A 25479-nucleotide genomic window follows, 5' to 3' on the forward strand; every position below is an offset into this window, starting at 1 on the left:
TGGGCTATTTGATCAATGGCCACCACCAAGACGTCCCACTGGCGGCAGGTCCGTTGTACCGCTCCCTGCCTCAAACCCGCCTCAGCTTTGGGGGAGACAAGTTGGAGCTCAGGCATAACGGACGAACCCGCTACGGCGCCCTGGTCGACATCAAGGAATACGCCGACGCGGTGGAGCCTGGCATCTTGAACAGCCTGCTGTACGAGGCCAGCGAGTTCATTGAAACCCAGAGCTTCTCCATCCTGCCCCGGCGCGAAGCGATGAGCGCACTGGAGCTGCAGCGGGACCAGCTAATCGCCAGCGACGATGTCGTGGAAAGTCAGATCGCCGAAATGGACCTAGCCATGAATGAGCTGGGCGACGGACAGTTTTGTATGGGCGAGTACCACTACAGCCTGGTCGTCTTTGGCGACGATGTGGCCGCCGCCGGCCGGCGTGCCGCACAGGCAATTGGCGCTGTAGGCGAGACTTCCAGCCTACAGATGTCGGCTGTAGACCTTGTTGCCGATGCTGCGTGGTTCGCGCAATGGCCCGGTAACTGGCAATGGCGACCACGCGAGGCCAAGCTTTCGTCCCGGGCCTTTGCGGCCCTGGCCAGTGGCCATAACTTCGCCAGCGGCAAGCGCAATGGCAACCCATGGGGTGAAGCCCTGGCCTTGCTTCGCACACCTTCGGGCCAGCCCTTCTACCTGAACTTGCATTGCAGCCCGGACGACGAAAACTCAGAAGATCAGAAACTGGCGGGCAACACCGTCATCATTGGATCCACCGGCGTTGGCAAGACCACGTTGGAGATGCTCCTGCTAGCCCTGACACGCAAATGGAGCCCTGCCCCTCGCCTGGTGCACTTTGACCTGGACCGGGGCTGTGAGATTGCGCTGCGAGCCCTGGGCGGCCAGTACCTCGCTTTGCAAGCCGGCGAGCCCACCGGCTGCAATCCTCTGCAGATGGACCCCACGTCGGCCAGGCTGCAGTTTTGGGAGCAACTGATTCGCGTGTGCGTCAGCACACCCGCCCTGCCCTTGCTGCCCGCTGATGAGCGCGCAATTGCACATGCCGTGCAAGCGGTGGCCTTGATGCCGCGCTCACTGAGGCGGTTCTCAACGGTACGACAGAACTTACCCAAGAACGGCGACAACAGCTTGTACGAACGCTTGGGGCGCTGGTGTGAGGGGGGAGCATTGGGCTGGGTGTTTGACCAGGCAGAAGACAAGCTTGACGAGCTGGACCGGGCTTCGGTGATCGGCTTTGACACCACAGAGTTTCTGGACATGCCCGAAGTGCGTACGCCCATCATGCTGTACCTGCTCCATCGCATGGAGGGCTGGGTTAACGGCGAGCGGCTGATCTACGTGATCTCGGAGTTCTGGAAATCACTGGACCATGAGGCCTTCAGCGAGTTCGCGAAGAAGCAGCAAAAGACCATTCGCAAGAAGAATGGCTTGGGAATCTTCGACACCCAGAGCCCATCGGACCTGCTGCGCCACCCGATTGGCCGGACGATGGTGGAGCAAAGCGTCACCAAGATCTTCCTGGCCAACCCAGACGCGGTACGCGAGGAATACATGGAAGGCCTGGGGCTCAGCCAAGCCGAGTTCGACATGGTCAAAAGTCTCAGCGTTCATGGCGGCCGCCGCTTCATGGTCAAACAAGGCCAATCCTGCGCCATTTGCGAGTTAGACCTGAGTGGCATGCAGGACTTCATCGCCGTGCTGTCCGCCACGACCGACAACATTGCCATCCTGGATCGCGTGCGCTTAGCGCATGGTGACGATCCGTTTCAATGGCTTCCAGTTTTTCTGCAAGAGGTTCAGGATCGCAAGTCCAGAAACTCAAGGAGGGCCGCATGAAAACACTTGCGCGAGCAATCTTCTGGGCCACGAGCCTGACGCTAGGGATGATCGTTACACCAGCCAGCGCACAGTTTGTGAAGGGCAATGAGGCGGTACAGCTGATGCCGGATGGGAGCAAACGGGTTGAGACGCCCCCTATCCCCAAGACCAGCGCAGTGAACAGATTGGAACCATGTCTGGCAAACGCGGGCTGCTACCCTGGCCCTTGGCAGATGGTCGAATCTAAAGACGGCCTAGTTGAGTGCACCGAAGCGTATGCACGGCCAGGCGCCTGTCGGGCATCCAGCTACGGCAAGACAAAAACATCGCGCCTATGGATTGTGAAGTCCCAAGGACGGTGGATCCAGTGCCAGTACCCTGATCTAAAGAGCAAATGCGTGGTCATGTTCGCGCCGCCTCCGGCGAATTTGCCATACCCCGCAGTCCAGTAGAGGGAATCAGAAATGTTTGACTGGATAGGCAGCATGCTCGACGGAATACTCAGCACCTATGTGCTGGGTGTCGTGTCAGCCTTGATGTCTGCCCTTACACCCTTGGCGCTGACTGCGATGACCTTGTGGGTCATGGTATTCGGCTGGGCGGTCGTGAGAGGTGAGGTTGCCGAAGCCATCCCAGCATTTCTTTGGAAGACCTTCAAGATCGGCGTGGTCCTGGCCTTCGGGCTGCAATCCGGCTTCTACATCAGCAACGTTGCAGACACCGCTAACAACTTGGCCATGGGCGTGGCATCGACTTTACTTCCCAGCGGCGTAGACCCAGCGACCGTGACAACGCCCTACGCACTTCTCGATAAGTTCAACGACCAAGCGAGCGCGCAGGTCGCAGACATCATGAAGGAAGCCAGCATCGTACGCTTGGACCTGGTTCTTGCCGCCATCGTCTTCTCATTCGGATCGGTCATCTTCTTATGCATCGCTCTGTTCATCGTGACGCTGGCAAAGCTGCTGCTTACGTTTGTGATCGCGATTGGGCCTTTGTTCATCCTTTGCCTGGCCTGGCGCCCGACTCAACGCTTCTTCGACAGCTGGTTGTCCATGCTCCTGAACGCGGTCGTGCTGACCTGGTTTGCATTCTTTGCGCTCGGACTGAGCAACTTCGCAGGTATCGGGATCTTCAAAGCAATCCACGATGGGGGCGGCTTCCTGGGAGGCGCGTTCAACGTCCTCGGCGAAGCCACGCGCTACTGCATCCTGATGCTTTTGATGGCCATCATTTGCTTCCAGGCGCCCAGCTTGACTTCGGCTCTGACCGGCGGCGCAGCTGTTCAGCAAGGCATCCAGATGATTCAGAACGCGATGATGGTCAGCGGCCTACGCTCGGCGGCATCATCCCGGTCAGCTGGAACAGGCACCGGCGGCCAAGTGCGCGCCGGCGCGAGCATTCCTTACCTTGCAGGCCAAGCTGCTGGAGTGACTGCCGCAGGCGGCCAGCGCATGGCCCGCCAGGCCTACAGCGCCACACGTACCGCTGCCTACAAACTCGCTGCCCTCCGAGGCAGTGCCTAAAACCTGTTGGATGAGGAGAGTCCCATGGTTTCCTGCCTCAAAAAACTGCCTCTGCTGCTGGCCTTGGCCGCGGCCATCCAAACGCCAACAAGCCAGGCTCAAGGCATCCCGGTGATTGATGCCGCCAACCTGATTCAAACCATCCAACAGGTGATGAACGACATCACGGCCATTAACAATCAGGTTCAGCAGATCACTCAGGTTCAGCAACAGCTCAACAGCATGAATGGCCTCAGAAACCTTGGCCAGATCGCCAACAGCCCGTTGCTGCGCAACTATGTGCCCGCCGAGGCCTACACAGTGCTCAACGCCGTGGACAGTTCGGGGTACTCCGCCCTCAGCGGAACCGCGAAGGCACTGCGCGATGCCGCGATGGTCTACAACTGCCACGATCTGAGTGGAGCTTCTCGCAGCCAATGCCAGGCCGCGTTGGCCCAGCCCTATCAGCAAAAAGGCCTGCTCCAAGACGGCATGCGCAATGCCAGTGGGCGCATCTCACAGATCAACACGCTGATGGACCGCATCAACGCCACGACGGACCAGAAGTCCGTGCAAGAGATCCAAGCCCGAATCACCGCAGAAAACGCCCTGCTCCAGCACGAGATTTCTCAGATACAGATGCTGCAAGGCATGGCCGACAGCGAAGAGCGCATTGCCCGCTCTCGTGAGCGGGAGCGCCAGTACGAAGCCCTGAGCCGCACCGGCAAGATCTCCGACTACCTCCCCTGAGCACCACCCCATGAACGCCGCCCTGAGCCCAGGCGAAGCCGCCGCATTGTCAATCGTCAACCGCAGCACAACTGAACTGGAAGCAGAACCTAGCTTCGAGGCCAACCGAGCCTGGGAGTTGGATCGAAGCCTGCTGCTAGAGCGGTCTGAACGCCGGGCCTGGCGAGTGGCCATTTGCGGCCTTACCCTGGGCTTGCTCGGCATCGCCGCCGTGTTTGTCCAGGGGCATTTGCGCCAGGTGGTCGAGATCCCCATCGTCGTGGACCGAGTCACCGGCGAGACCACGATTCAGCAGCGGCTCAGCGTCGAAACCATTCCACCGGGAGAGGCTCTCGACAAACACAATCTGGCCGTGTTCATTCGGGCCCGAGAGGGCTACAACTGGATGTTCCTGCAGCGGGACTTCGACCAAGTGGCTCGAATGGCGGTGCCTTCCGTGTTCGCTGAGTACAACCGCCGCTATGAAGGAGAGGCGGCCTTGCATACCAAGTTGGGCGCCGCCGAGAACTGGCACATCCAGATCGTCAACGTTCGACTGTCAGCGACGGGCCGAACTGGCAATCGCGGGGAAGCCACGGTGACCTACGACAAGGTTGTGCACCTGACTGACCGCAAGCTACCCGACGTCAACAGCCGCCATGTGGCCAGTGTCGTTTTCAGCTACCAGCCCAAGGTCTTACTCAAGGAGCAAGACCGTCTGGAGAATCCATTTGGATTCACCGTCACGGCTTACCGATCCGACCCGGAGATCAACACCCAAACTGCGGGAGTCAAGCCATGAGCAGGTATGCCGTCCAGTGCGCTTGCTTGGCTCTGCTCTTCGCCATGGCTGCGCAAACATTGGCTGCACAACCGCCACTCACTTCGCCGCACAGAGATCCTCGGCTGCGCGAGCTGGTCTACGACCCGGCGGCGGTCGTCACAGTGCCCGTCAAGCGCGGCGTCGTCACCTTGATTCAACTGGGCGAGGATGAAACCATCACCGACGTGGGCTCAGGCCTGGGCTCCGATTGCAGCAAGGCAGACATGACTTGGTGCATCGCCACCCAGTCGGGCGGACGTGCGATTTTCGTGAAGCCCAAGAGCGGCGCGAGCGAACCTAACAATCTTGCCGTGGTCAGTGACAAGCGCACCCACAGCCTGCGACTGGTCGTGCTGGAGGACAAGGACTCCAAGCAACCCATCTACCGCTTGCGAATCAGCCCCGCCCAGGCACCAGCCGCCAAACCCCGGCCGCTGGGGGCGACAAACAACTCCCCCGAACTTCCAGCTCTGGCTCTGCCAGATTTGCCTTTGCCTGCACTACCGGCGCCACTGGATCTTGTCGCGGATCGCATCAAGTCCAAACCATTGCTACGCAACACGCAATACACCCTGGCTCAGGGCAAGGCCTCAGACGACATCGTGCCAACCCTGGTCTTTGACGACGGCCTCTTCACCTACCTGCGTTTTCCGGGCAATCGCGAAATGCCAGCCGTGTTCCAAGTCTTGGGGGACGGCAGTGAAAGCCTAGTCAACATCCGCATGGACGGCGACTTACTGGTCGTGGACCGGGTAAGCCGACAGTTACGGCTGCGTGCAGGATCGGCCGTCGTCGGGATCTGGAACGAGTCCTTCGATGTGGACGGTAAGCCGCCTGAGAGCGGAGCCACTGTTCCGGGCGTTCAGCGCATTCTCAAACCAAGCCAGTTGAGAACCAATGCGCAAGGCAGCAAGAACTGAGAGGCCGCCAATGAACGAGCCCGCCATGAACGCCCAGACACCTAACACGGCTGATACCGCCGAGTCTGGAGACGGTCTGTCTCCATTGCCCGGTGAGGCAGGCATCCCCAACGTAGCCGCCGCCAGGAAGCCATCCGTAGACAAAAAGGGACTGCTAGCGCTTGCATGCGTAATCATCACCTTGCTCGCCTTTGGTTGGGCCACGATCCTGAACTTCTTCAAGGAAGACCCACCTGCGGATCCCATGCCTAAGCTTGCGGCTGATCGCCCTTCTGCGGCGGCCGGCGAAACACGCAAGCTCGACTTCGCGCAAACGCCTGCCTCACAACCTCAGCGCATTCCAGCGTTGATCCCCACTGCTGAGGAACGCGCGGACCCTATCGGCGTTCGACGCACCGACCAGGGCTCACCCGCTGCCGGCAGCACCGCCGGCGCAAACCTAGGCCCCAAACCAGTCTCACCGGAGGATGCTCCGGTTATGCTGCTCTCGTCTCGCGCCCAGGAAAATCGGGCCAAGGACAGCGCTGTACTCGGGCAAACACAGCCTACAGACAAGGACGCAGCAACCGACGCACAAGAAGGTGCCGACGATCCATTGCAAGCCACCAAGCGCAATCTCCAGGCCTACCAGCTGCAATTGCAGGAGATGCTTGAGGCCCTGACTCGCAGTTCAGCCCTCGCGACAGGCCAAGTCATACCGCCCGAAGCGGGCCTGGGCCGGCTGCCTAGCGCTGAAAGCCTGACTCCAGCAAACCATGCGGGGCCTTCCATGGGTCTGTTCGGCGGCCAATTGCAGGGTTCAGCGACGCCACCGGTCCTTGCTTCGCAAATGGGCAATCGAAGCCTCATCTTGCCCAAGGGCACCGCCTTCACCTGCGCGCTCAAGACCCGCATCATCAGCGCCGCCTCAGGCCTGGTGGGCTGCCAAGTTCAGCGCCACGTTTTCAGCGAAGACGGACGCGTCTTGCTGCTTGAGCGAGGCTCACACATAGACGGTGAGTACCGCATCGTTTCCATGCGCCCAGGCATGGTTCGCATTCCTGTGCTTTGGACTCGCATCCGCACGCCGCTCGGCGTCATCGTGGACATTGAATCTCCGGGGACCGGTCAGCTCGGCGAGTCCGGGGTAGACGGCTACGTGGACAAGCGCTGGGGTGAGCGCATCGGTGCGGCCATGCTGATGTCCTTGATCGATGACTCGGTCAAGCTGGTGATTCAAAGCCGAACCCAGCAAATCGGACTCGACGGTAGCAGCACGGTCATCCTGCCCTCGACAACAGCCAACACAAGCAAACTCGCAGAGAAGGTGCTGGACAGCACGATCAACATCCCCCCATTGATCTATCAGAACCAGGGCGGCATTGTGGGCATCTACGTCGCCCGTGATGTGGACTTCTCGTCCGTCTATGAGCTGAAGGCGGTGCTGCCGTGAGCATTCAGCCGCTGACACCCGACGTATCGGCCGCGGCATGGGCAGGAGACGCAACTTCGGTGATCGAGTTCCTGCGCCCATTGCGCGCTCACCTAGACGAGGCCGAGGTACTGGAACTCTGCGTCAACCGACCCGGCGAGATCTTTGTGGAAACTCAGCAAGGCTGGCAGCGCCGGGTCGTACCGGAGTTGACGTTCGAACGTTGCTGGTCCCTTGCCACCGCCGTGGCCACCTTCACCGACCAGCAGATCAACCAAGAGCGCCCCCTGCTGGCCGCCACACTCCCCAGCAGCGAACGCATTCAGTTCGTCATCCCGCCGGCGGTGAGCCGAGGCACTGTCTCCATCACGATTCGTAAGCCCTCCGTTCTGATCAAGCGTTTGGATGAACTGGCGGCGGAAGGCTTGTTCAAACGGGTCAAGGCACCAAACTGTGAGCAAGAATCCCGGCTGCAAGCCATCGAGTCCCAACTCCTGGCCCTGCGCAAGGCAGGCCGCCATGCGGACTTTCTAAGACTGGCAGTCCAAGAGCAACAGACCATCGTCGTCAGCGGTAAAACCGGCTCTGGCAAGACGACCTTCATGAAGGGTTTGATCGAGGAGGTCTCCAAAGACGAGCGGCTTGTCACGATCCAGGATGCTGCTGAGCTCACCCTGCCCCATCACCCCAATTCGGTCCACCTGCTCTACAGCAAGGATGGCCAGGGCTTGGCCAAGGTCAACGCCAAATCACTTCTTGAAGCCTGCCTGCGCATGCGGCCCGACCGCATCTTCCTGGCCGAAGTACGCGGGGACGAGTGCTTTCACTTCGTGCGCCTGGCGGCGTCAGGGCACCCAGGTAGCGTCACCAGTGTCCATGCTGGCAGTTGCAGTCTGGCCTTCGACCAGATGGCCTTGATGATCCGTGAGAGCGCGGCAGGCGGTGGCCTGAGCTTGGCCGACATACGCCAGCTCTTGCACTCAGTCATCGACATCGTCGTGCAGTTCAAACGTGACACGCGGGGTCGCTATGTCTCCGAAATCTTCTACGAAGCCGAACACCCAAAGCCACACAAACAGCGGTTCAAAGACGTTGCGCTGACGGCGGCGCCAGAGTCATCTAAAGCCAGCCAGCTCAGCTTATTCGGAGCCCCCGCATGAGTGATGCGCAACCATTGCCGATGTCTGACTGGCCCACCAGCCGCCGTGTAGCTGCTGGCGCCTTCATCGCCCTGGGCTTCGCCGCGCTGTTCAGCGCAACGATCTACGCCTCAGCCGCCCTCTTCCTGCTATTGAACAAGACCCATCCTGGTCATGCCAGCTTCCTCAGCATCGTCCGCTACTGGCAGTTCTACGCTGACGATCCGCCACTGCGCAAAAAACTGATCACGTCGATGACGGTTTCGGGAGTAAGCCTGCTCCTTGTTCTACCTGCCGCGATGGTCAACGCGGCAAGAACTCGCCGCCCCCTGCACGGAAATGCGCGCTTTGCCAGACTGAGTGAAATTAGGCAGGCCGGCCTTTTTGACAGCGGAGACAACCCCGCTCCGAGCATTCTTCTGGGGCGCTATCGCGGCAGGTTTCTTGCCCTGGCCGGCCAGCTCTCGGTGATGCTCTCGGCCTCGCCGCGCAGCGGCAAGGGTGCTGGCATCGTGGTACCCAATCTTCTCAATTGGAAACATTCGGCAGTGGTGCTGGATGTCAAAGGCGAGAACTTCGCCCTAACGGCTGGTTATCGAGCCAAGCACGGCCAGGCCGTCTACGCATTCTCTCCCTTCGATGAAACGGCCCGTAGCCACCGCTGGAATCCCTTGAGCGCAATCCGCACGGATTCCCTGTTTCGCGTGGGTGACCTTTTAACTGTGGGGCAGGTGTTTTTTCCGAACGAAGGCATTGGCAACTCGTCTGAAGCCTTCTTCAATGACCACGCGCGCAACCTTTTTCTTGGCCTGGGTCTGCTACTGCTCGAAACGCCAGCCTTGCCTCGCACCATTGGCGAGATGCTTCGCCAGGCCTCTGGCAAGGGCCAGTCCTTGCCCAGTCATCTCAGGGAACTGATGGCGGCGCGACAGGCCCAGGGTCAAGCCCTGAGCGACGAATGTGTGGATGCTCTCCAGCGCTTGTTATCTAGCTCAGAGAACACACTCACCAGCATCGTTGCTACCTTCAACGCGCCTTTGCTGATCTTTGCCGACGCCATCGTTGATGCCTCCACCAGCGCAAGTGACTTCGATCTGGCAGATGTGAGGCGCAGACCCATGACGGTCTATGTACGCATCCCACCCAACCGCCTGGCCAGCGCTCGGCCATTGTTGAATCTCTTCTTCTCGCAACTGATTCACCTCAACACCCAGCTGCTTCCCGAACAGGACACGAGCCTGAAACTCCAATGCCTGTTGGTCAACGATGAGTTCGCCGCGCTAGGTCGGGTCGGCATCCTTGCTTCGGCCTCGGCCTTCCTGGGTGGCTACGGCCTGCGCCTGCTGACCATCATTCAAGCCATGTCGCAGATGGAGTCGCTCTACGGCGAGAAAGAGGCTCGCAGCTTTGCAAGCAATCACGGCCTACAGATCCTCTACGCCCCCCGTGAACAAAGAGATGCGGACGAGTACAGCGCCATGTTGGGCCAGTTCACCGAGACAGGAGTCTCGCGCGGACGCAGCCAGTCTTTCAGCCAACACGGCACCCGCTCGGTCAGTCGAAATGAGAGCGAGCAGCGCCGCCCCCTACTTCTGCCTCAGGAGTTCAAGGAACTGGGTAGCGAACGCCTGGTGCTGATCCTGGAGAACTGCAAGCCCATCTTGGCGAAAAAAATTCGCTACTACCGCGAGCCTGAGTTTAGAGAGCGGCTACTGCCGCCACCTGAAGTGCCAAAGATGGACATGGACTTACACATCGCTCGCATCCAAGAACGCTGGCGTGAGCTTCCAGACGAGCTCCCAGTGGATGAGCGCTTGGACGTCGCTGCGCTGAACGTGAACCTCGAAGCTTTGCCCAGTCTCGCTGAAACCATGTGCGCATCCAACGAAACCATCTCGAAGGCCTACTTGACCTTTTTCACCGGATTGAAGTCAGAGGCATCGGGACCCGCTGGAGGAGAAATCGAAGCCTGCCCGGACCAGGACGGCGTACTTGTCGAACACGAAGTCACGCTCAAGGAACTCTGCCCCGAATCCACTTCAAGCGAACCTGAGTAAGGCGCAATGCCACGAACGGAGGTCCCATGCGAGAACTGCTACGCACCATCACCCTCATTGCCGCCACCATTGCGCTGGGCCTCATCGGCTGCAGCGCTGCGCCAAAGCCACCCGACCTTGACGAGGACGACAAGAGGCCCGCAAACACTTCGATGGCCATCGAATTACAGCGGTGCCAACACGATCTCCACAACACCCGCATTCAAGCGACTGAGTCCCAATGGCTTTCCGAATCGCTTGCAACGAGCCGGCAACACATCCAGGCCATGCAGAAGAATCTGCTTCAGCTGCAACATGCAATGGCGGGCCGACAGTCATCCCAACAACCAAACGGGTCCGCAGAGGCGTCGCACTCGAACAGCCTTTTCATGCTGTACTTTGACTATGGCAGCGCCAAAGTCACACTCAGCGAAGAAGCCGCCGCCTTGATCAAACAAGCAGCCTTGTCGGCACCGTTGATCGCCGTCCGAGGCCGCACCGACGGGCATGCCGAATCAAGCTCTGAAGCGGCCATCGCCAAAGCCCGCGCCTTCGCAGTCCGCGATTTGCTGATCACTGCAGGTGTGGAACCCGGCCGCATCCGCGCCAGCTACCAGGCCGTGGGCGATCACCTGGCCGACAACAGCAATCCTCAAGGCCGACGGCTGAATCGCCGTGTCGAAATAGAGATCTATCGCAGCTCTCCCAAACTCTTCAATGCCACCACCGCGCCCAGGGCCCCAAGCCGGGAAACTGCCGCGCTTCAGTGAGGATGCTATGAATAACGATCAAACCAACAACACCACTACAGGCTTCCACCAGGGTGGGAGCGTAGAGCCCGCGAGCGCCCGAGGGTCTGCGGCACTTGGCTCACCGTCGCAGACCTCGCCCATCAGGGCGAAGCCTGGCGAGCGCTATGAAATGCGCGATCCATTCGAGGAGGTCACTTACCGGTCCAACTCCTTGAAGGACATCATGACCAAAGCGGAGCGTCTCGGCAGCCAACGTTTCACCGCAATCGACAGAAATGAGCAACGCTCATTTGTGCAAAAGGGAGAGGAAGGCTGGCAAAGATCGAATCATTTGGCAGCCATTCCAGCGTTAGAGAAAGAGTCAGCCGTCCCATCAAAAGAACCTTCAGTTGCTCGCCCCGCCGCGGCCCTCGAAGAGCCTCTGCTCAAGTCCCAGCCCAAGAATCCCAGGACAGAGCGAGCAAGCCGCGTTGCTCAGATCGAAGCTACCCTCCATGACCGCTACGTAATCAAGCATGCCCCTGTCGCAATTGGTGCCGTCACGCTGGGGCATACCGAGTACCGGTTCAGGGGAGACACCTCGCGCATTGCATTCACTGAATCGACCTTTAAACTGGCCACAGACACCAACAGCCCCTCCGTGGCACGTTCGATGGTGGATGTGGCCGAAGCCCGTGGTTGGCGCTCCTTGAAAATTTCGGGCGCCGAAGAGTTTCGTCGCATGGTTTGGATGGAGGCCACCATTCGAGGCGTAAAGACCCATGGCTATGAGCCAGTTCCCGGTGACCTGGAGTCGATGCGCAAGGAACAACTCGCCCGACAAATCAACCGACTTGAACCTCTGCCCATGTCGAGTACCGCTGAGAAGGCAGCAGAGCAAGGAAAAAGGCCAAACGCCAGCCGCAAATCCGTGCTGGCAGCCATCGAAGCCATCCTGGTCGCCAAGGGAGTTCCGGAACAGAAACGGCAAGGGGTGCTGGCCGCCGCAACCGAACAGTTAGCTCAGGCACAGCGGGCCGGCCATTCGATCAAGGTCAAAGTACTGGACAAATCAGCGCCGTCACAGCGCCCGGCCCCGACGCTGCTTCGCACGCCCGAAATGCAGCGCGAGCAAGCCAATCGAACCCGATAGTCGTGGGTCAAGCACCATGAACACGCTTGCGACTCCTCAGGTTCAACTACAAATCGAAGGCAGGCTTCACAGCGCTAACTCCACTGAACTGGGCGCGTCCATCGGCAACGCCTACTCAAGGCGTCACCGGCCGCGCTGCATGTGCACATCAACGGGGGCGGAAATGTACATCGCTCGCTTAGGAGACGGATACCTCGTCAAGCGCATGCCAGGTACTGGCTCTGAGCACGCACCGACCTGCCCTTCATACGAACCCGCAGCCGAGTTCTCCGGACTTGCGCAGGTGCTGGGAACCGCGATTGTCGAGGACCCTGAGACTGGACTCACACAGTTGCGACTCGATTTCCCCATGTCCAAAGGTACGAAGAGGTTGCCCTCTGCCCTGGCCGGTGAACCAAGCAGCAGTGCCAAGTCATCGGGTACCAGACTCTCCCTGCGTGGGCTGCTCCACTACCTCTGGGACCAAGCTGACCTAAGCAGCTGGTCGCCGGATCAAAAGGATGGTCGTACCTGGCCCTTTGTCCGAAACATGCTGCTTCGAGCCATGACATGCAAGACCCTGTGTGGACGGCAACTCTCGCAACAGCTCTACATTCCGGAGCCCTTCTTTGTGGACCGGCGCGAAGCGATCAATGCGCGGCGCGCTTTCAGCTGGCAAGTGGCGCAATCGGGTCCATTAGGCCGCTCCGCCATGATTCTGATCATTGCGGAGCTAAAAGAACTGGCTCCGACCCGTTTCGGACATCGGGCACTCGTTAAGCATCTACCGGACACCCCACTGCTGGTTGACGAACAGCTCTTCCGCAAGATGTCCCGTCAGTTTGGAGAGGATCTCCTCTTGTGGGGCGCGTCTGATGCCCTAAGAGCCATTCTGATCGGAACCTTGGTCGTGGGCACCAATGGCACGGCGCAGCTCAACGAAGTGTCCCTGATGCTGACAAATCAAGCCTGGACGCCTGTAGCAAACGTCTACGAACAGCAGCTACTAGATCTGCTGATGTCAGAGGGACGATCATTTAACAAACCCCTTGCCTACAACCTCGCGCGGTCAGCGGAGCTTCCAAGCGCCTTGCTGAAAGATGCCGGGCCCAACATCGTCCCCCTTCAAATCACCCTGGCCGGCGAACCACTGTCGAACTGCGGCCGCCCTGGCCCAATTGAGTCTCACTGGCATTGGGATCCAAGCCAGAGCGCTTCGATCCCTCCTTTTCCGTCCACGGCGGGCTCAAGTTAGCCTTGTAGGGCGAGCAAGTCCTTGAAACCGATTTTGACAATTCCTTTTCACTTGCCTATGTATGCTTATGCCCCTGAGGAAGGAAGAATTCAAATGAAACAAAGAGCCAATTGAATGGCAGATACGAACGAAAACGACCGGTCGCATGCCAAAAACGCCGGCTCAAAAATCCAAGTTTCAGGTGCAGCCGCCAAAGCCCTCAATGATTTGGATCATTTGGTGGGCTCACTGACCCAGAGCTTCCCCGCCTCCATGCCCTGGCAGCGTCAACTCCAAGCGCGACTTGCTCGCCTCAAAGAGGAAATTCAACTTGTGCGAATGACAATTGCATTGGAGCGCGAACACGCAGAGCTAACGACTGCTTCAGCACAAGTGCATGCATCTCTAGTTTCAATTCTGACCTCGCTGGGCAAAAGCAGGGCTGATGCCACGACCAAGGTGGCCGTTCAATTGGCTACAGGTCTGAGCAAACAAGTCCATGACGCGTTGAGTCGACAAACTGACTCACGATAGACCAGACCTAGGGACTGCAAGTCGCTACTGGACGTAAGTCAGTCAGAAGGGCTAAATGCGGCGTCGCCGTTGAAGTCGACTGATGCTGAGCAGTCACTGTTAGAAATCAAGGGCACGTCCCATGACCCAGACGCGCCCGCACCTCCAAAATCGCCGCCGCCACCACTGGTTTGCCCGTTGTCACCACAGGGTGCCGCGCTGAATTGACCGACATAAGCCGCTCTCGCCAGCGATTGACTCAACATCCAATCTTGGACCGGGTCGGCACTTCCATCCCCTGCCCTGCTCACGACACGATACTGCCGAGGCCTGGGCACAAAACGCTGGGGCCTGGGTTTCTTGATCCGAAGAAAGATCAGGAGTCGGTCAAGCATTCACACTCCTTGTTTTGCTTGACCAGTATCACGCAGCAAAGACTACCCACGCAAGCCTCACGCTGCATCTCACGGGTCGCCCAAAGGCATTCGCTTGGGGTGGCACCGCCCCGAAAGAGCGCCTGTCCATGCCACATAGCTCGACTTCTCGGAACCTTGGCTTCCCTGGGGATCACGGTCTACGAAGACGAGGGGACAGTCAGTGGAAAAGACCTTCATCGTCTCCTTTTCCAGGCAACAAGAACCGGGTCGCGCGGCGAATGCTGAATCTCGACACTGAAGTCTTGCCGGAGCCAGTTCGGGACCGGTCTACTTGTCTGTAAGTCGAGGTTTTCGGTATGTCTTCATTGTTGAAAAAGGTCGCGATCGTCACAGGTGCAAGCTCCGGAATTGGCTATGCCAGTGCCAAGTTGTTCGCTCGCGAGGGGGCCCAAGTTGTCGTCGGTGCGCGGCGGCAGACCGAGCTGAATGGCTTGCTTGTAGAGATTGCTGAGGCCGGCGGCGAGGCGGTCGCACTTGCGGGTGATGTGCAAGATGAGGCCTATGCAAAGGCTTTGGTCGAGCTGGCGGTGGACCATTTTGGTGGGGTAGATGTAGCTTTCAACAACGCCGGAGTTTTGGGGCCCATGGGCGCGACAGCAGAAGTGGGGCTTGACGCCTGGAACGAGGCCCTAAGCACAAATTTGAGCAGTGCTTTTCTGGGGGCCAAACATCAAATCCCGGCCATGCTTAGGCGCGGCACTGGTTCATTGATCTTCACCTCGTCCTTCGTCGGCTATACCGTCGGGTTTCCGGGCTTGGCCGCCTACGCAGCGAGCAAAGCGGGCCTGATAGGGTTGACCCAGGCCCTGGCAGCAGAGTTAGGCCCCAGAGGCATTCGCGTCAACGCGCTGCTACCCGGAGGAACCGACACGCCGATGGGGCGCGCCTTTGCTAACACGCCCGAGACGCTGGCCTACATTGAAAACCTGTACGCACTCAAGCGGCTGGCCCGGGCCGATGAAATTGCTCAGTCAGCGCTCTACCTGGCCAGCGCCGCGTCCAGCTTCACCACCGGCTCAACGTTGTTGGTTGACGGCGGAATATCCATCAACCGAAGTTGAAGGGCTTTCCGCCGCCCGCACACCTGACGTTGGGTTTGACAACCATGATAGTTAACAGAAAAAACTGTCAGCAATGCAGCTTCAAGTTCCCAGAAAGCTCACGTCAATCGCATAAGCAATGAGAGCGTCACCCCAGTGCCAAAAGCGGAAACACGTTGAATTTCGACACTAGGCAACCTAAGCCTATTCAATTCTTGTGGGCCAACGTCAGCTGCGGCGGAGGCAGGCCGTCGGGCGCTTCATTGATCGCATTGAACGGTTTACCGTCCAAAGCTCGCCACCAATGAAGGCCGGGATCAGTATCAGCCACGTCCGGGACGCAGTTTGCTCCAACAACAGACCTCCCAAGCTGCAAATTTGTAATCGGTGACGCTGGCATGAAAGGATACCTTGCCTCCGTTGGGCCGCTCCGTGCCCAAATCTGTCGTCGGCCCTACCGAAACGAGTTGCCGGGAGGCTGACGCACAACGTCTGAACTCAGCCGACCAGCCAACGAAGCTGGCGCAGGTCGGCTGCAATGAATTGTTGGACGAAGCTGCTACGCGGAGCAACGCCCTGGAAGCCGGTGATCTCGTGAGGTGTGAGCCCATGCCCCGATTGTGGGGGATGTGAGCCCACTGCTTTGACGAGGAGTTTCACCATCTCTCAGTTTGTCAGCGGGATTGACCCCGCCTCGTTTACCGAGCCCTTTGCTGCGCTGTACCGCCGCCACCTTCAGCACCTTCAACTCAAGGGCCTGCGCCCCAAGACGGTGGAGGCCTATGCACGCGCCATGCGCCGCATCGGGGCGCATTTTGACTACCAGGTCTCGGCGCTTTCGCCCGCCCAGTTGACGGAATACTTCACCGCGATGTTGCGCGAACACTCGTGGAGTGGCGTCAAGCTGGACCTGTATGGCCTGAAGTTCTTCACCGAGCATGTGCTGGGCCAGCCTTGGGCCATGCCCGGCTTCATCCGCCCGCCCAAAGTCAGCCGTCTGCCCGATATCGTCAGCATCGCTCAGGTGCAGGCCATCCTGGACTACACCCGCGTGTTGAGCTATCGGGTGCTGTTCTTCACGCTCTACAGCCCTGGGTCTGCGCTTGGGTGAGGGCTTGGCGCTGACGGTGGCCGACATTGACGCCCAGCGCATGCGCGTGCAGGTGCGCTTTCGGCTTGGGCAACCGTGACCGCCTGGTGCCCTTGCCCGAGAGCACCTTGGCGGTGCTGCGCCGCTTCTGGTCCTTGCACCGCCACCCCAAGCTGATGTTCCCCAACCGTCTGGCCGGGCGAGCCGGTGCCTACCGTGCCAGCAGCACGCTGAACCGTGGCGGTGTGCAGCGCACCCTGTCCAAGGTGGTGGCCGAGATCGGCCTTAGAAAAAGATCTCGCCGCACTGCCTACGCCACAGCTATGCCACGCACCTGTTTGAAGCCTGCGTTGATTTCCTGCAGGTGCAGAAAATTCTGGGTCACCACAGCATCCTGACTACGGCCCGCTATACCCACCTGACAAGCCACACCGGCGAGCAGTGCAGCCAGCGACTGAACGCGCTGATGAGCGGCTAACGGCTCGGCTGGCCTGCCGCCACGCCCACGCCTACGCCCCCCCAGCAAGCCCGGAGCACAACCATGATGCGGCTGGCCGAGGTCATCGCTGAGTTCGAGCCCACGCTCTTGGCGCGTTATGAACACCAACTGCTACCCAGCCATCACCGCGCCCTGGCCGCGCTCAAGGCCTGCCGCAGCCGCTTCGCGCCCCAGATGCTGGCCACCTGCTCGGGTTGCCACGCCCAAGCCTGCCTGCCTCACTCCTGCGGCCACCGCGCCTGCCCGCACTGCCAGCACCATGAGGCGCAAGTCTGGCTGCAGCGGCAGCTTCAAGCCCTGGTGCCCGCCACATAATTCTTGGTCACCTTCACCCTACCGGCCCAATTGCGCAGCCTGGCGTGGCAGCATCAAAGTCCGGTCTATACCCTCTTGATGCAATGCGCCTGGGAGACCCTCAAGGCCTTCAGCCTAAACGACTGGCAACTCGCAGGCACGCCCAGCGCGGTGGCGGTGCTGCACACCCACAACCGCGCATTGGGATTCCTTCGGCTTCTTGCACCACAACAGCCGACGCAGCATGGCGCTGCTGCAACTCACACAGCTCATGCCCCAATCGACGGTGCCTGCCGAGCCGCCAACCACACGCCCAGTCTGGCGCTGTGCCTGCGGGCAAGCCATGCCGATCCTGCGCCGCCGAATGCGCCCCCAAGCCGAGCCGCCCTGCAGCGCGCCACCCACGCTGCGGCCAGACAAGCCCACCGTGAGGTTTTAGACGAACCCGCAACAACACCTTCATCTCACTCACCTAACCCAGTCCGCGCAAGCCATTGCGCGGACTGCGGGGCAAGCTCGGTCTGCCCTTGGCCAAGTCAGCGTCAATCACAGCGATAAAGCGTTTGCGCGGCGGCTGAAGCCGGCTCAATGCTGCGCCACAGCAGCCCCCAATCGCCTTTTCAGCGCTTGCCGCGACCCGATCCCTCGGATCAATCTACAGCGGCCATAACCCGTCTTCTGTATGCCACCACCGGGCCTGTCCAACAAACGGATCAGGTCGCGGCTTCGCTTCGCTGCGCGCGACCTATCCTTACTCGTTATGCCCCATGTGCGCTAACGAACGATGCCACATACGACTTGGTATCGCGGCAGCGCTGGAAAGAAGTGAAGAGAGATCTCTGCCACCAATAGCGTGCGGTCATCCAGTAGCGCTTCCCGCAAGGTAACAGGCTTGCAATCCTGCCTGAGTTCAGGGAGAAAACCACCGACGTAATAGGTTTCACTTACCTGTTCGCCCAGAATCAGGGGAAGGAGAGTTGGTTGAAAGGAAGTTGGCAGTCTTTCAGCACATGCGAAAGAATGGGCAATCTTGGCTAGGGTGCGTAGGAACGCACGTGGGCGTACGGGAGGGCTTGTGATTGAAAGTCGGGACCAACCGAGCCGCTCCCTTACCGCGGTGAAGGCTGCTTCGCTGTGCGGCCGACACTCAAGTGTTACTGGTTCATTCAAGTCATCGCGCCCGCCTCGAAGGATGCCAGGAGGTTGCGGGCGGACAATCATCTGCAGACGTGGCAACTCTCTAGCCGGAAGCTGAGCTTGAACCGGGTTACCCTGCAAGTCGAGTCCTTCTACGCCAACGAATTGCTGTAGCACTGCGGCGTGACGTCCCCTTCTCCGACTTTGGGTCCCTTCGTGCGCACGATGAAGTCCATAAGTATCTCTGGCAACTTCACGCTCCAGCGCTGATGTCAATTGCGCGTGTACGTTACAACTGGCTCTCGGCAATACGAGACTCCCGCCAAGCGAGAAGGGCACGACGTGTTCTTTAGAGAGCGGTACGTCGGTGGCGCCACAGTAGATGCATTGACCGGCTGGGGGGTACATGGGGTTGGTATGGGTCTTAACGGATAGCGTTTATCTGCCGAGTTTCAAAGCCAGAGAGGCACGCGGCGGCTGACCGAGGCAGATAAACCGTGTTGAACTGAACCATGCCGCCGTCCCTGGCCACGCAAGCCTTTTGATTGGACTCTCTGGGGGATTGGATCGTCCCAGTCTTCGTTGGCTTTGATTATGGCGCTACCCACCTAGCCGCTGGAGTCCGGGTTTCTCGGTAGAACTCACTTTCAGCGCGGCTCAGCGGGTTGACTTCTTGTGCCAAGCGGGCCCTGGTAGCTGCAGGGCAAGACCTGCCCCCGCACGGCTTTGCGCCCGCGCTGCTGAATCCATAGGCGAGAGGGTCAGGCCTTAAATCTCAAGGACCGATCTACTCCGTGACGACGTTTTGGCAGAGCAGCGAACGGCTGCTACAGGCACGAAGCTGCCCCGCAAGAGTCAAGTACGAGTGGCTGCAACCGCTGCGAAGCTGAATTCCGGCCAACATCGGCACTAGGCTGGCTGCGGTCATTCGCTTTTGGTAGACCAACGACCGCAGTGGCCGAGACCGGCCGTTGGGCGCTTCAATGGTCGGACGACAGCTCCACCTTCAGAAGCTGACAGTCAATGAATCGGGGTTCTGTTACAGCATTGTGCAAGCTGCTGTTTGATCCAACGACAGCTTTCCCAAGCTGCGAATCAGCAATCGGCGGCGCCGGCATAAACGGCGACCGAGTCTGCGGTTGTCGACTCCGTGCCCGAAGCGGAGCTTCCTATTCCGCGGCTGTGGAAGGCACCGCAGCGGGTGCCATGGTTCGCGTCTAGGACCTGAGTACACGGTGCGTGCCCCGAGCCAAAGTTCAGGCTGGACAGAGTGCCGCATCGCAGCGATTGCTTCCGGCCCGGAGGCTAAAGCCTCGAATGTCGGTCTAGGTTGAATGCATGCCCTGGATCGATCAAAAGCCGTCGCTCAAGTTAGCGAAGCAATACGCAAAAGAGGGGTCAGCAAAGCGACTTTGACGCAAGACATTTGGATCTCTGCGACCCATCCGTCAACAGCTGCGTTAGGTTCCTCTCCTCTCGTCACTATTAACTACATGCAAGGGTTTTTACGGAGTCGTTGCCTTACCGAAAATACATTCTTTCAAGGAGGATCTCCGACGGTAGCGACGCAGGACCCGAATGCAGCTCTACAAGCGGGTTGCATCAACCCTTCTCAATACACTTGGAGTGCCAAATGTCCAAAGATGCTGTCCTTACGATTTACGACGACGTCAAGCGCCGGGTTCTCAATATGACCGACAGTCAGAAAGAGCCAGACGGCATTCTCTATTCGATGATGCAGGTAGGTCACCCTCTTAATGCAGCGGATTTTCGTAACCCGTATACGCCATTTTCGCAGGCCGGACCAGATGAAACGCCCGCAGATATCGGCAAGCGTCAGCAAGCTGCGTTTTACGTTTCGCAGTTTCTTGACCACAAGATTCGTCTCGAAAACGATTTTAAAGTTGCACCTGTCTCTTCAAAGATAAGTGAAACATGGAGAGCGATTATTACTAGCAGTTCGCCACCCGCCGAGGGCCAACAGGCACCGGCGGCAGTACTAAAGCGGATCGAGGATGCTCGCGCATACCTGATGGATCCTAAGACGCTGGAGCCTACTCCACAGGCCAAGGCCTATGAGCGGTATCGCGAGAAGGTCAAAGTGGCCAGGGACAATTATACAAACGCGTACTTGGAAGCGATGGCGACGCCAGCAACGGCCGCTACATGGCCTCAAAAAGGCAAAAACTATATTAGTGACATCCACGCAGCGGAAAAGGCCTGGGATACCTTTGGCTTCAGGAAAGCCGTGGAGGAGAAGCAGGCGACCATTAGCAGCCAAGGAATGAGCGCGGTGGATGCGACTATCTCATTCGCACGAGAGCAGTTCGAAGCGTGGCAAGTGGCTTCTGGCGGGGCTGGGGCGGAGCATCCGTTTACATATGTGCTTCCAAGTGATTGGGCGGAGCCCCGCCCGGGGGATTCCGGGTGGCACCAGTATGGATACCAAGAGTCGAAGACGAGTACGCATCACAGCGAATCGTCGACCTCGTGGGGCGGCGGCGGCGGGGTTTCTTTCGGCTTCTGGAGTGTCGGGGGGAATGCGGGTGGTAGTGAACGGCGAGTTCATGACGAGTTCAGTTCAAGCTCGCTGGGGATACAGATGTCGTACGGAGTTGCGACGATAGAGCGCCCTTGGCTATCTACGGTGTTGCTCAACGTCAAAGGATGGGGTCTGATTGGGCAGCAAGCTAACTGCATTTCGACAGGAGAAAAGTTTCAGAAGTCGCCCGCCGTTGAAGCTATGGAAAGCTTGTGGCTCCCATCAATTCCAACGCAGCTCGTCATAGTCAAGGATGTGCGCATAACTTCTTCCGGGATCCAACAGTTCTACGATTTTGTACAGAAGAACTCCGGTGGAGGTGCGTCGTTCGGTTGGGGGCCGTTTACGGTCAGCGGTTCTAGTAGCTGGGCAAGTAGCAGTACTGACACATCGTGCTCTATGGAGAACGGATGGCTTGTCATAAATGGGGCTCAATTGATTGGATATGTGCTTGAAATTACCCCTCCCTCGCCAACAGCAACGATGTAGTCGGAGAGAATATGTCATCAATTGAGTTGGACCCGTTTACGAAAGCTATTCGCGAGTACTTCGCTTCTCGAATTTCTCCTGATCTGGCGGATAAGAGCATTGGCCTGTACTTTGATCCTATGCCGAGAACACTTCCCTTGGAAGACCTACTTGGCACCGACGGCAAATATAGCGAAGCCCGTGCCCTGGAGTTCTTCTCCACGAAAATTGCGGACAAAGCTGCTCACGTTTCGAATGGCCTGCACTTCAGTCATGATGTTTCCATCTCGCAGCTAGTAAGATTTCAGATTTATCAAAGTGCGTTATTCTATCGGCGCATAGATCTCGTTGATCAGATAAACGAGAAAAACGAGAAGGCGCTCGAGGCTATGCTGGCTACGGCGCTCAATGGCATGCCGGAATTGGCCATGCTCGATGGTGCGGCGCTTTTTACTCCAAGTTATTCCACGCCAAAGAACTGGTGCAACCCTGCGGTCTCGAGCGTGTGGCAAAAAGCGCTTATCAAATTCTCCTCGCAACCACAAGGGGGTACCGTTGTCGAGGCAGATGGTTATACGGCGGACCTCCCGAGCGTCAAATTTCCATGGCGCAAGTTTGATGAAAAAAAGCTAGAAGAGGCGCTAAAGATCTTTAAGCAAGGCGTACAACCCAAACCAGGATTTCCTTCCCCGGTTGATCCTGCTCCCGAATGGTTACTTAAGGATCTAAAATACGCCAAGCCAGCAGAGACCGATTTGTCAAATTTTGGCAGCAAGTTAATGCAGAAGAAGTTTGCTGCTGGCCATGCAAATATTTTTTCCGATGGTTTTAAGACCTCAGTCACTCCGGATTTTCATCACCTAGGGGTAATAAAACCTGGTAATGGGCAAATGATGCAAGGCGGAGAAGAGGCAGTCGTCGCGCCGCCGATGGGCGGAATCAAGTTGGAAGATTTTGACGTTTCCAGCATTGAAGGTGCCTCGGCCGAATATATGAAAAAGGTTGCATTTGCGACGTCTGCCGATGTATCACCTTCCGCAACAAAGGACCGTATCAGCGTTGCATTCGACTATCAGTTTGTTGAGATCAGTCGTCCGTGGTTATCTTGGCCAATATTGACGAATACGAGCTGGTATTTGCAGGACGCAAGACGTGGGGAGTTGACGCTAGGATCTGAAGGCAAGAGCTATGGGCTCCTAAGCGCAGTAGCTACGAAAACTATTGTTGTGAGGAATCTCGTCATCGAAGCTGAGTTCAGCGATGCTGATCGACAGGCGCTTGCAGAATCGTTTGCAATAGGCCCTTTTCGTCTCGATAGAAGTGTTGATTTCCAAGCTTCGTCGCTCCGCTTCGATGCGATGCAATTTATTGCGTATCTCGACACAGAGCTTCCCGTTCTGCCTCCTAGGTCCGATCCAAAGTTCGTCACGTAGGCAGGATTCGGGTCATGTTCCAACGGTTCGTCCAAGCAGTGCTTGCTTGTAGTCTGCTGCTTTCCACAGCTTCCTTCAGCCAGCAAGTCTGCCCGCCGCCGCAGCAACCCGTGTTGAGTCAAGTCTTTCAAGCGATGCTACGAGCAAGACGCCCGGACGATGCGATAGCGTGTGTGCGCTCCATTAAGAAATCGCATGCCGTTTCTGAGATGTCGGATGAAGTTCGCTATCAGCTCGCTCAGGGTATGTCCGACGCCATGTCGCTTCTATACGAAGACACAGCTCCATTCCCAGATGATGCTAGGGATGCGGCAGAACTTTGGGCGGAGTACGTCGATGCGGTCGCACTGCCATACGATCTGAGGCGGATCAACATCGGAGTGATAAGAATTATACAGTATTCGCGATACTCAAGTTTTCCCGACCGAATTCCACTTTTGGTTCGAGGTATAGACAAGGCGAAGCTTGGCTTGAGCACTGATACTTCAGATCAGTTTTTCTCTGCGCTTAAGCGTTGCCCAAATTGGACGAAGGTCAGCAAGCAGCTCACCTGCCTCACTCAATGTATGGATCTAGTTTCGCGCACTTTAAACGACCTCACTGCGCAATTAGGGGAGCCACCGTGGACTGCTTCAGCAGGGCTTGCAAGACTCTCGACTAATGCCGCGGCTATCGCAGCTGAAAGGCAAACGTGCGTTCGTCAGTGAGCAATCATTTTAGTGCCCGTTGGATTTGTGTAGGGCTTTGCTTTGCCACCCTGGTGCACGCGGCGCCCGAACCTGCAACTAAAGTAGAAGACGGCCAGTTGCAAGCGGCCGTAGGATTTTCCATTGACGTAATTGCTGTTCCTAAGAATGTTGAACAGCCGGGTACTTTTCAAATCGCGTTTCTCTTGCAAAACCCGTCTGCAAACAAACTTGTCTTGCAAGATTTCGTCCTTCGATCAATCGAATCAACTACCCCTTTAGAGGTTGACGAGGCTTGCAAAAAGACTGCGCAGAAGGCAGTGGAAGCAAAGAACGCGGTAGTTGTTGCTTGTTCCGTGACTGCGCCTGGATACGAAGATACATTCACAGGCTTCTTTACTTTAATATTTTCTAGGTGGAGCTTATTGACGTTTACTCCGGGCGACTATCGATTCGTGGCGGTCGCAACCTCGCGAGTTCAGGCTGAGCAGGACTCGGTTGTCGTCATGACAAGCAAGGCCTTTTCGGTCCATTTGACTCCAACAATCTGGCAAGTGATAGCCGGAGCAATGCTTGGCTCTCTGCTCACGGTGATGTTTTGGGGCTTCTCTCCGCATGCCCGTAGCATTAGCGGATTTCCTTATGAGCATCTAGGATTGGCGCCGCGCCTGGCTCGCACTATTGGGACCTCAATCCTGTTGTGGTGTGGTTCAACTGCTGCAGCTGCCATCGCAATATTTCTAACATTTCGGCTTAAGGATGCCGCTCTGCCTTTCACGATATCCGTTAACGACTTCTACGGTGGCCTCGTAGTTGGACTATTCGGAGTTTTCTTGACTGGATGGCTGAGGAAAAGACTTTTTACGGATGAGGATTCGGCAAGTGCAGAAACTCGTGACCGTACCCAGAAGCCAGTTCCCCCATAAAGATTTAGAGAAATTCGCTGGGTAGGGAAGCGCCTCGCCGTCGCCATCTCAAAGCACAATCAGGTCGCCAAAGTGTCAGCAACAAAGTTCTTCGTGCCCGAAGCGGACTCACCAAGCGACGGAGCGATTTTGTATCGCGAAATTCTGGAGTATCTGGTTTCTAATGGTTTCTGCGTGACGCAAGACATTATTCGGCGCATTGAATATACACAAAAAGCCCAACATCAGACCGCAGAGGTTGGTTATGCGGCAAGTGCAAATGGGGAACTTGTAATGGCAATATTTGCCTTAAGTTCGGGCTCCTACGCGATTTGCACCACTCACAGAGGATGGGACATGACGCGCACGACGATTTTCACCGGTTCTGACGGTGATGATCTAGTAAATACTGTTCAATACTTTGAGCCATGACTTATTGGTTTCTCGGCACTTGGCGCGTACATGGTGTGCTTGTGGAGATTGCCGACGAGCAATGGGGCAATTGGGGGGCCCAAGCTGCGCTTGACCGCCCGGTGACGGGGCATGCGCCCGCTTTCGAATTCGATGACCGCAGCGCCCCGTAGACGGGTCTCTGAAAGTGGTGGGATGCGCAGTGACTTGACGACAGCTTTGGGGAACGCGCTATGAGCCTGGCTGATCGCCACGACGGAGCGCAGGCCTGGAAAGCGGAACTCTCAGCCCTCATCACGAACTTCGGCTTTGGGCACTTTGCTGTCACCCCCAGGACAAGACGTCGGCCACCGCGACGCCCCACGTAAGCCAAGCCTAGGGCACCGATTGTTCGATTTTCTGTGTGCGAAAAAGCCTGACCATCTAACCTCTAGAGTGGTCAATCGAAGAATGTTGTACACCTAAAAGTACAAGGCACTCTCATGCCTTGAGGTAGGAGCTATCTCGCACATGGGTAATCCCCCCGAATTCC

Annotated in this window: 21 protein-coding genes; all 21 read left to right on the forward strand. The window is 57.8% G+C overall.

The features are described 5' to 3' along the window. The coding region (locus DBR47_RS24360; protein WP_124455088.1) for a VirB4 family type IV secretion/conjugal transfer ATPase at nucleotides 1-1850 on the forward strand (1850 nt) is incomplete at its 5' end. Nucleotides 1851-2296: 446 nt separating this feature from the next. Beyond that, nucleotides 2297-3358 (forward strand): type IV secretion system protein, encoded by a 1062-nt coding sequence (locus DBR47_RS24370; RefSeq protein ID WP_124455090.1) that lies wholly within the window; start codon nucleotides 2297-2299, stop codon nucleotides 3356-3358. Between the two features lie 24 nt (nucleotides 3359-3382). Continuing rightward, on the forward strand, nucleotides 3383-4087 hold the full coding sequence (locus tag DBR47_RS24375; RefSeq protein ID WP_124455092.1) for a type IV secretion system protein: 705 nt from the start codon (nucleotides 3383-3385) through the stop codon (nucleotides 4085-4087). A gap of 10 nt (nucleotides 4088-4097) precedes the next feature. After that, nucleotides 4098-4868, forward strand: a complete 771-nt coding sequence (locus DBR47_RS24380) for a virB8 family protein (RefSeq protein WP_124455094.1) — start codon at nucleotides 4098-4100, stop codon at nucleotides 4866-4868. After that, on the forward strand, nucleotides 4865-5809 hold the full coding sequence (locus tag DBR47_RS24385) for a TrbG/VirB9 family P-type conjugative transfer protein (protein ID WP_231512484.1): 945 nt from the start codon (nucleotides 4865-4867) through the stop codon (nucleotides 5807-5809). Before DBR47_RS24380 ends, DBR47_RS24385 begins: the two co-directional genes overlap by 4 nt. Before the next feature lie 10 nt (nucleotides 5810-5819). Continuing rightward, nucleotides 5820-7241 carry a type IV secretion system protein VirB10 gene (gene virB10 / locus DBR47_RS24390; protein WP_124455096.1) on the forward strand — a complete coding sequence of 474 codons (1422 nt, stop codon included), beginning with the start codon at nucleotides 5820-5822 and terminating at the stop codon, nucleotides 7239-7241. Next, nucleotides 7238-8380: a P-type DNA transfer ATPase VirB11 gene (gene virB11, locus DBR47_RS24395; protein WP_124455098.1), complete on the forward strand. Its 1143-nt coding sequence runs from the start codon at nucleotides 7238-7240 to the stop codon at nucleotides 8378-8380. The genes virB10 and virB11 overlap by 4 nt, the downstream gene beginning before the upstream one ends. Next, complete coding sequence (locus DBR47_RS24400) at nucleotides 8377-10416, forward strand: type IV secretory system conjugative DNA transfer family protein (RefSeq protein ID WP_124455100.1); 2040 nt, start codon at nucleotides 8377-8379, stop codon at nucleotides 10414-10416. The genes virB11 and DBR47_RS24400 overlap by 4 nt, the downstream gene beginning before the upstream one ends. Nucleotides 10417-10442: 26 nt before the next feature. Then, nucleotides 10443-11165 (forward strand): OmpA family protein, encoded by a 723-nt coding sequence (locus DBR47_RS24405; protein ID WP_231512485.1) that lies wholly within the window; start codon nucleotides 10443-10445, stop codon nucleotides 11163-11165. Nucleotides 11166-11172: 7 nt separating this feature from the next. Then, on the forward strand, nucleotides 11173-12279 hold the full coding sequence (locus DBR47_RS24410; protein WP_124455102.1) for an LPD7 domain-containing protein: 1107 nt from the start codon (nucleotides 11173-11175) through the stop codon (nucleotides 12277-12279). Between the two features lie 16 nt (nucleotides 12280-12295). Further along, a complete protein-coding gene (locus DBR47_RS24415) occupies nucleotides 12296-13513 on the forward strand; it encodes a DUF1173 family protein (protein ID WP_124455104.1) in 1218 nt (405 codons plus the stop codon). Nucleotides 13514-13627: 114 nt separating this feature from the next. Beyond that, nucleotides 13628-14026 (forward strand): hypothetical protein, encoded by a 399-nt coding sequence (locus tag DBR47_RS24420; protein WP_124455106.1) that lies wholly within the window; start codon nucleotides 13628-13630, stop codon nucleotides 14024-14026. A gap of 712 nt (nucleotides 14027-14738) precedes the next feature. Next, a complete protein-coding gene (locus tag DBR47_RS24425; RefSeq protein WP_124455107.1) occupies nucleotides 14739-15503 on the forward strand; it encodes an SDR family oxidoreductase in 765 nt (254 codons plus the stop codon). A 622-nt stretch (nucleotides 15504-16125) separates the two neighbouring features. Continuing rightward, nucleotides 16126-16593, forward strand: a complete 468-nt coding sequence (locus tag DBR47_RS24770) for a site-specific integrase (protein WP_197047262.1) — start codon at nucleotides 16126-16128, stop codon at nucleotides 16591-16593. Between the two features lie 65 nt (nucleotides 16594-16658). Then, nucleotides 16659-16970: a hypothetical protein gene (locus tag DBR47_RS25205; protein WP_231512486.1), complete on the forward strand. Its 312-nt coding sequence runs from the start codon at nucleotides 16659-16661 to the stop codon at nucleotides 16968-16970. Further along, entirely contained in the window at nucleotides 16907-17050 is a 144-nt protein-coding gene (locus DBR47_RS25520) for a tyrosine-type recombinase/integrase (protein WP_148090443.1), read from the forward strand. Before DBR47_RS25205 ends, DBR47_RS25520 begins: the two co-directional genes overlap by 64 nt. 63 nt (nucleotides 17051-17113) lie before the next feature. Continuing rightward, nucleotides 17114-17386 carry a transposase zinc-binding domain-containing protein gene (locus tag DBR47_RS24435; RefSeq protein WP_124455109.1) on the forward strand — a complete coding sequence of 91 codons (273 nt, stop codon included), beginning with the start codon at nucleotides 17114-17116 and terminating at the stop codon, nucleotides 17384-17386. Between the two features lie 2749 nt (nucleotides 17387-20135). Then, nucleotides 20136-21533: a hypothetical protein gene (locus DBR47_RS24440; RefSeq protein WP_124455111.1), complete on the forward strand. Its 1398-nt coding sequence runs from the start codon at nucleotides 20136-20138 to the stop codon at nucleotides 21531-21533. Between the two features lie 11 nt (nucleotides 21534-21544). After that, entirely contained in the window at nucleotides 21545-22945 is a 1401-nt protein-coding gene (locus tag DBR47_RS24445) for a hypothetical protein (protein ID WP_124455113.1), read from the forward strand. Between the two features lie 703 nt (nucleotides 22946-23648). Next, on the forward strand, nucleotides 23649-24557 hold the full coding sequence (locus DBR47_RS24450; protein WP_124455115.1) for a hypothetical protein: 909 nt from the start codon (nucleotides 23649-23651) through the stop codon (nucleotides 24555-24557). 72 nt (nucleotides 24558-24629) lie between these two features. After that, on the forward strand, nucleotides 24630-24968 hold the full coding sequence (locus DBR47_RS24455) for a hypothetical protein (protein WP_197047263.1): 339 nt from the start codon (nucleotides 24630-24632) through the stop codon (nucleotides 24966-24968). Nucleotides 24969-25479: the final 511 nt, after the last annotated feature.

The sequence above is a fragment of the Paucibacter sp. KBW04 genome, assembly GCF_003852425.1.
Lineage (GTDB): Bacteria > Pseudomonadota > Gammaproteobacteria > Burkholderiales > Burkholderiaceae_C > Paucibacter_A.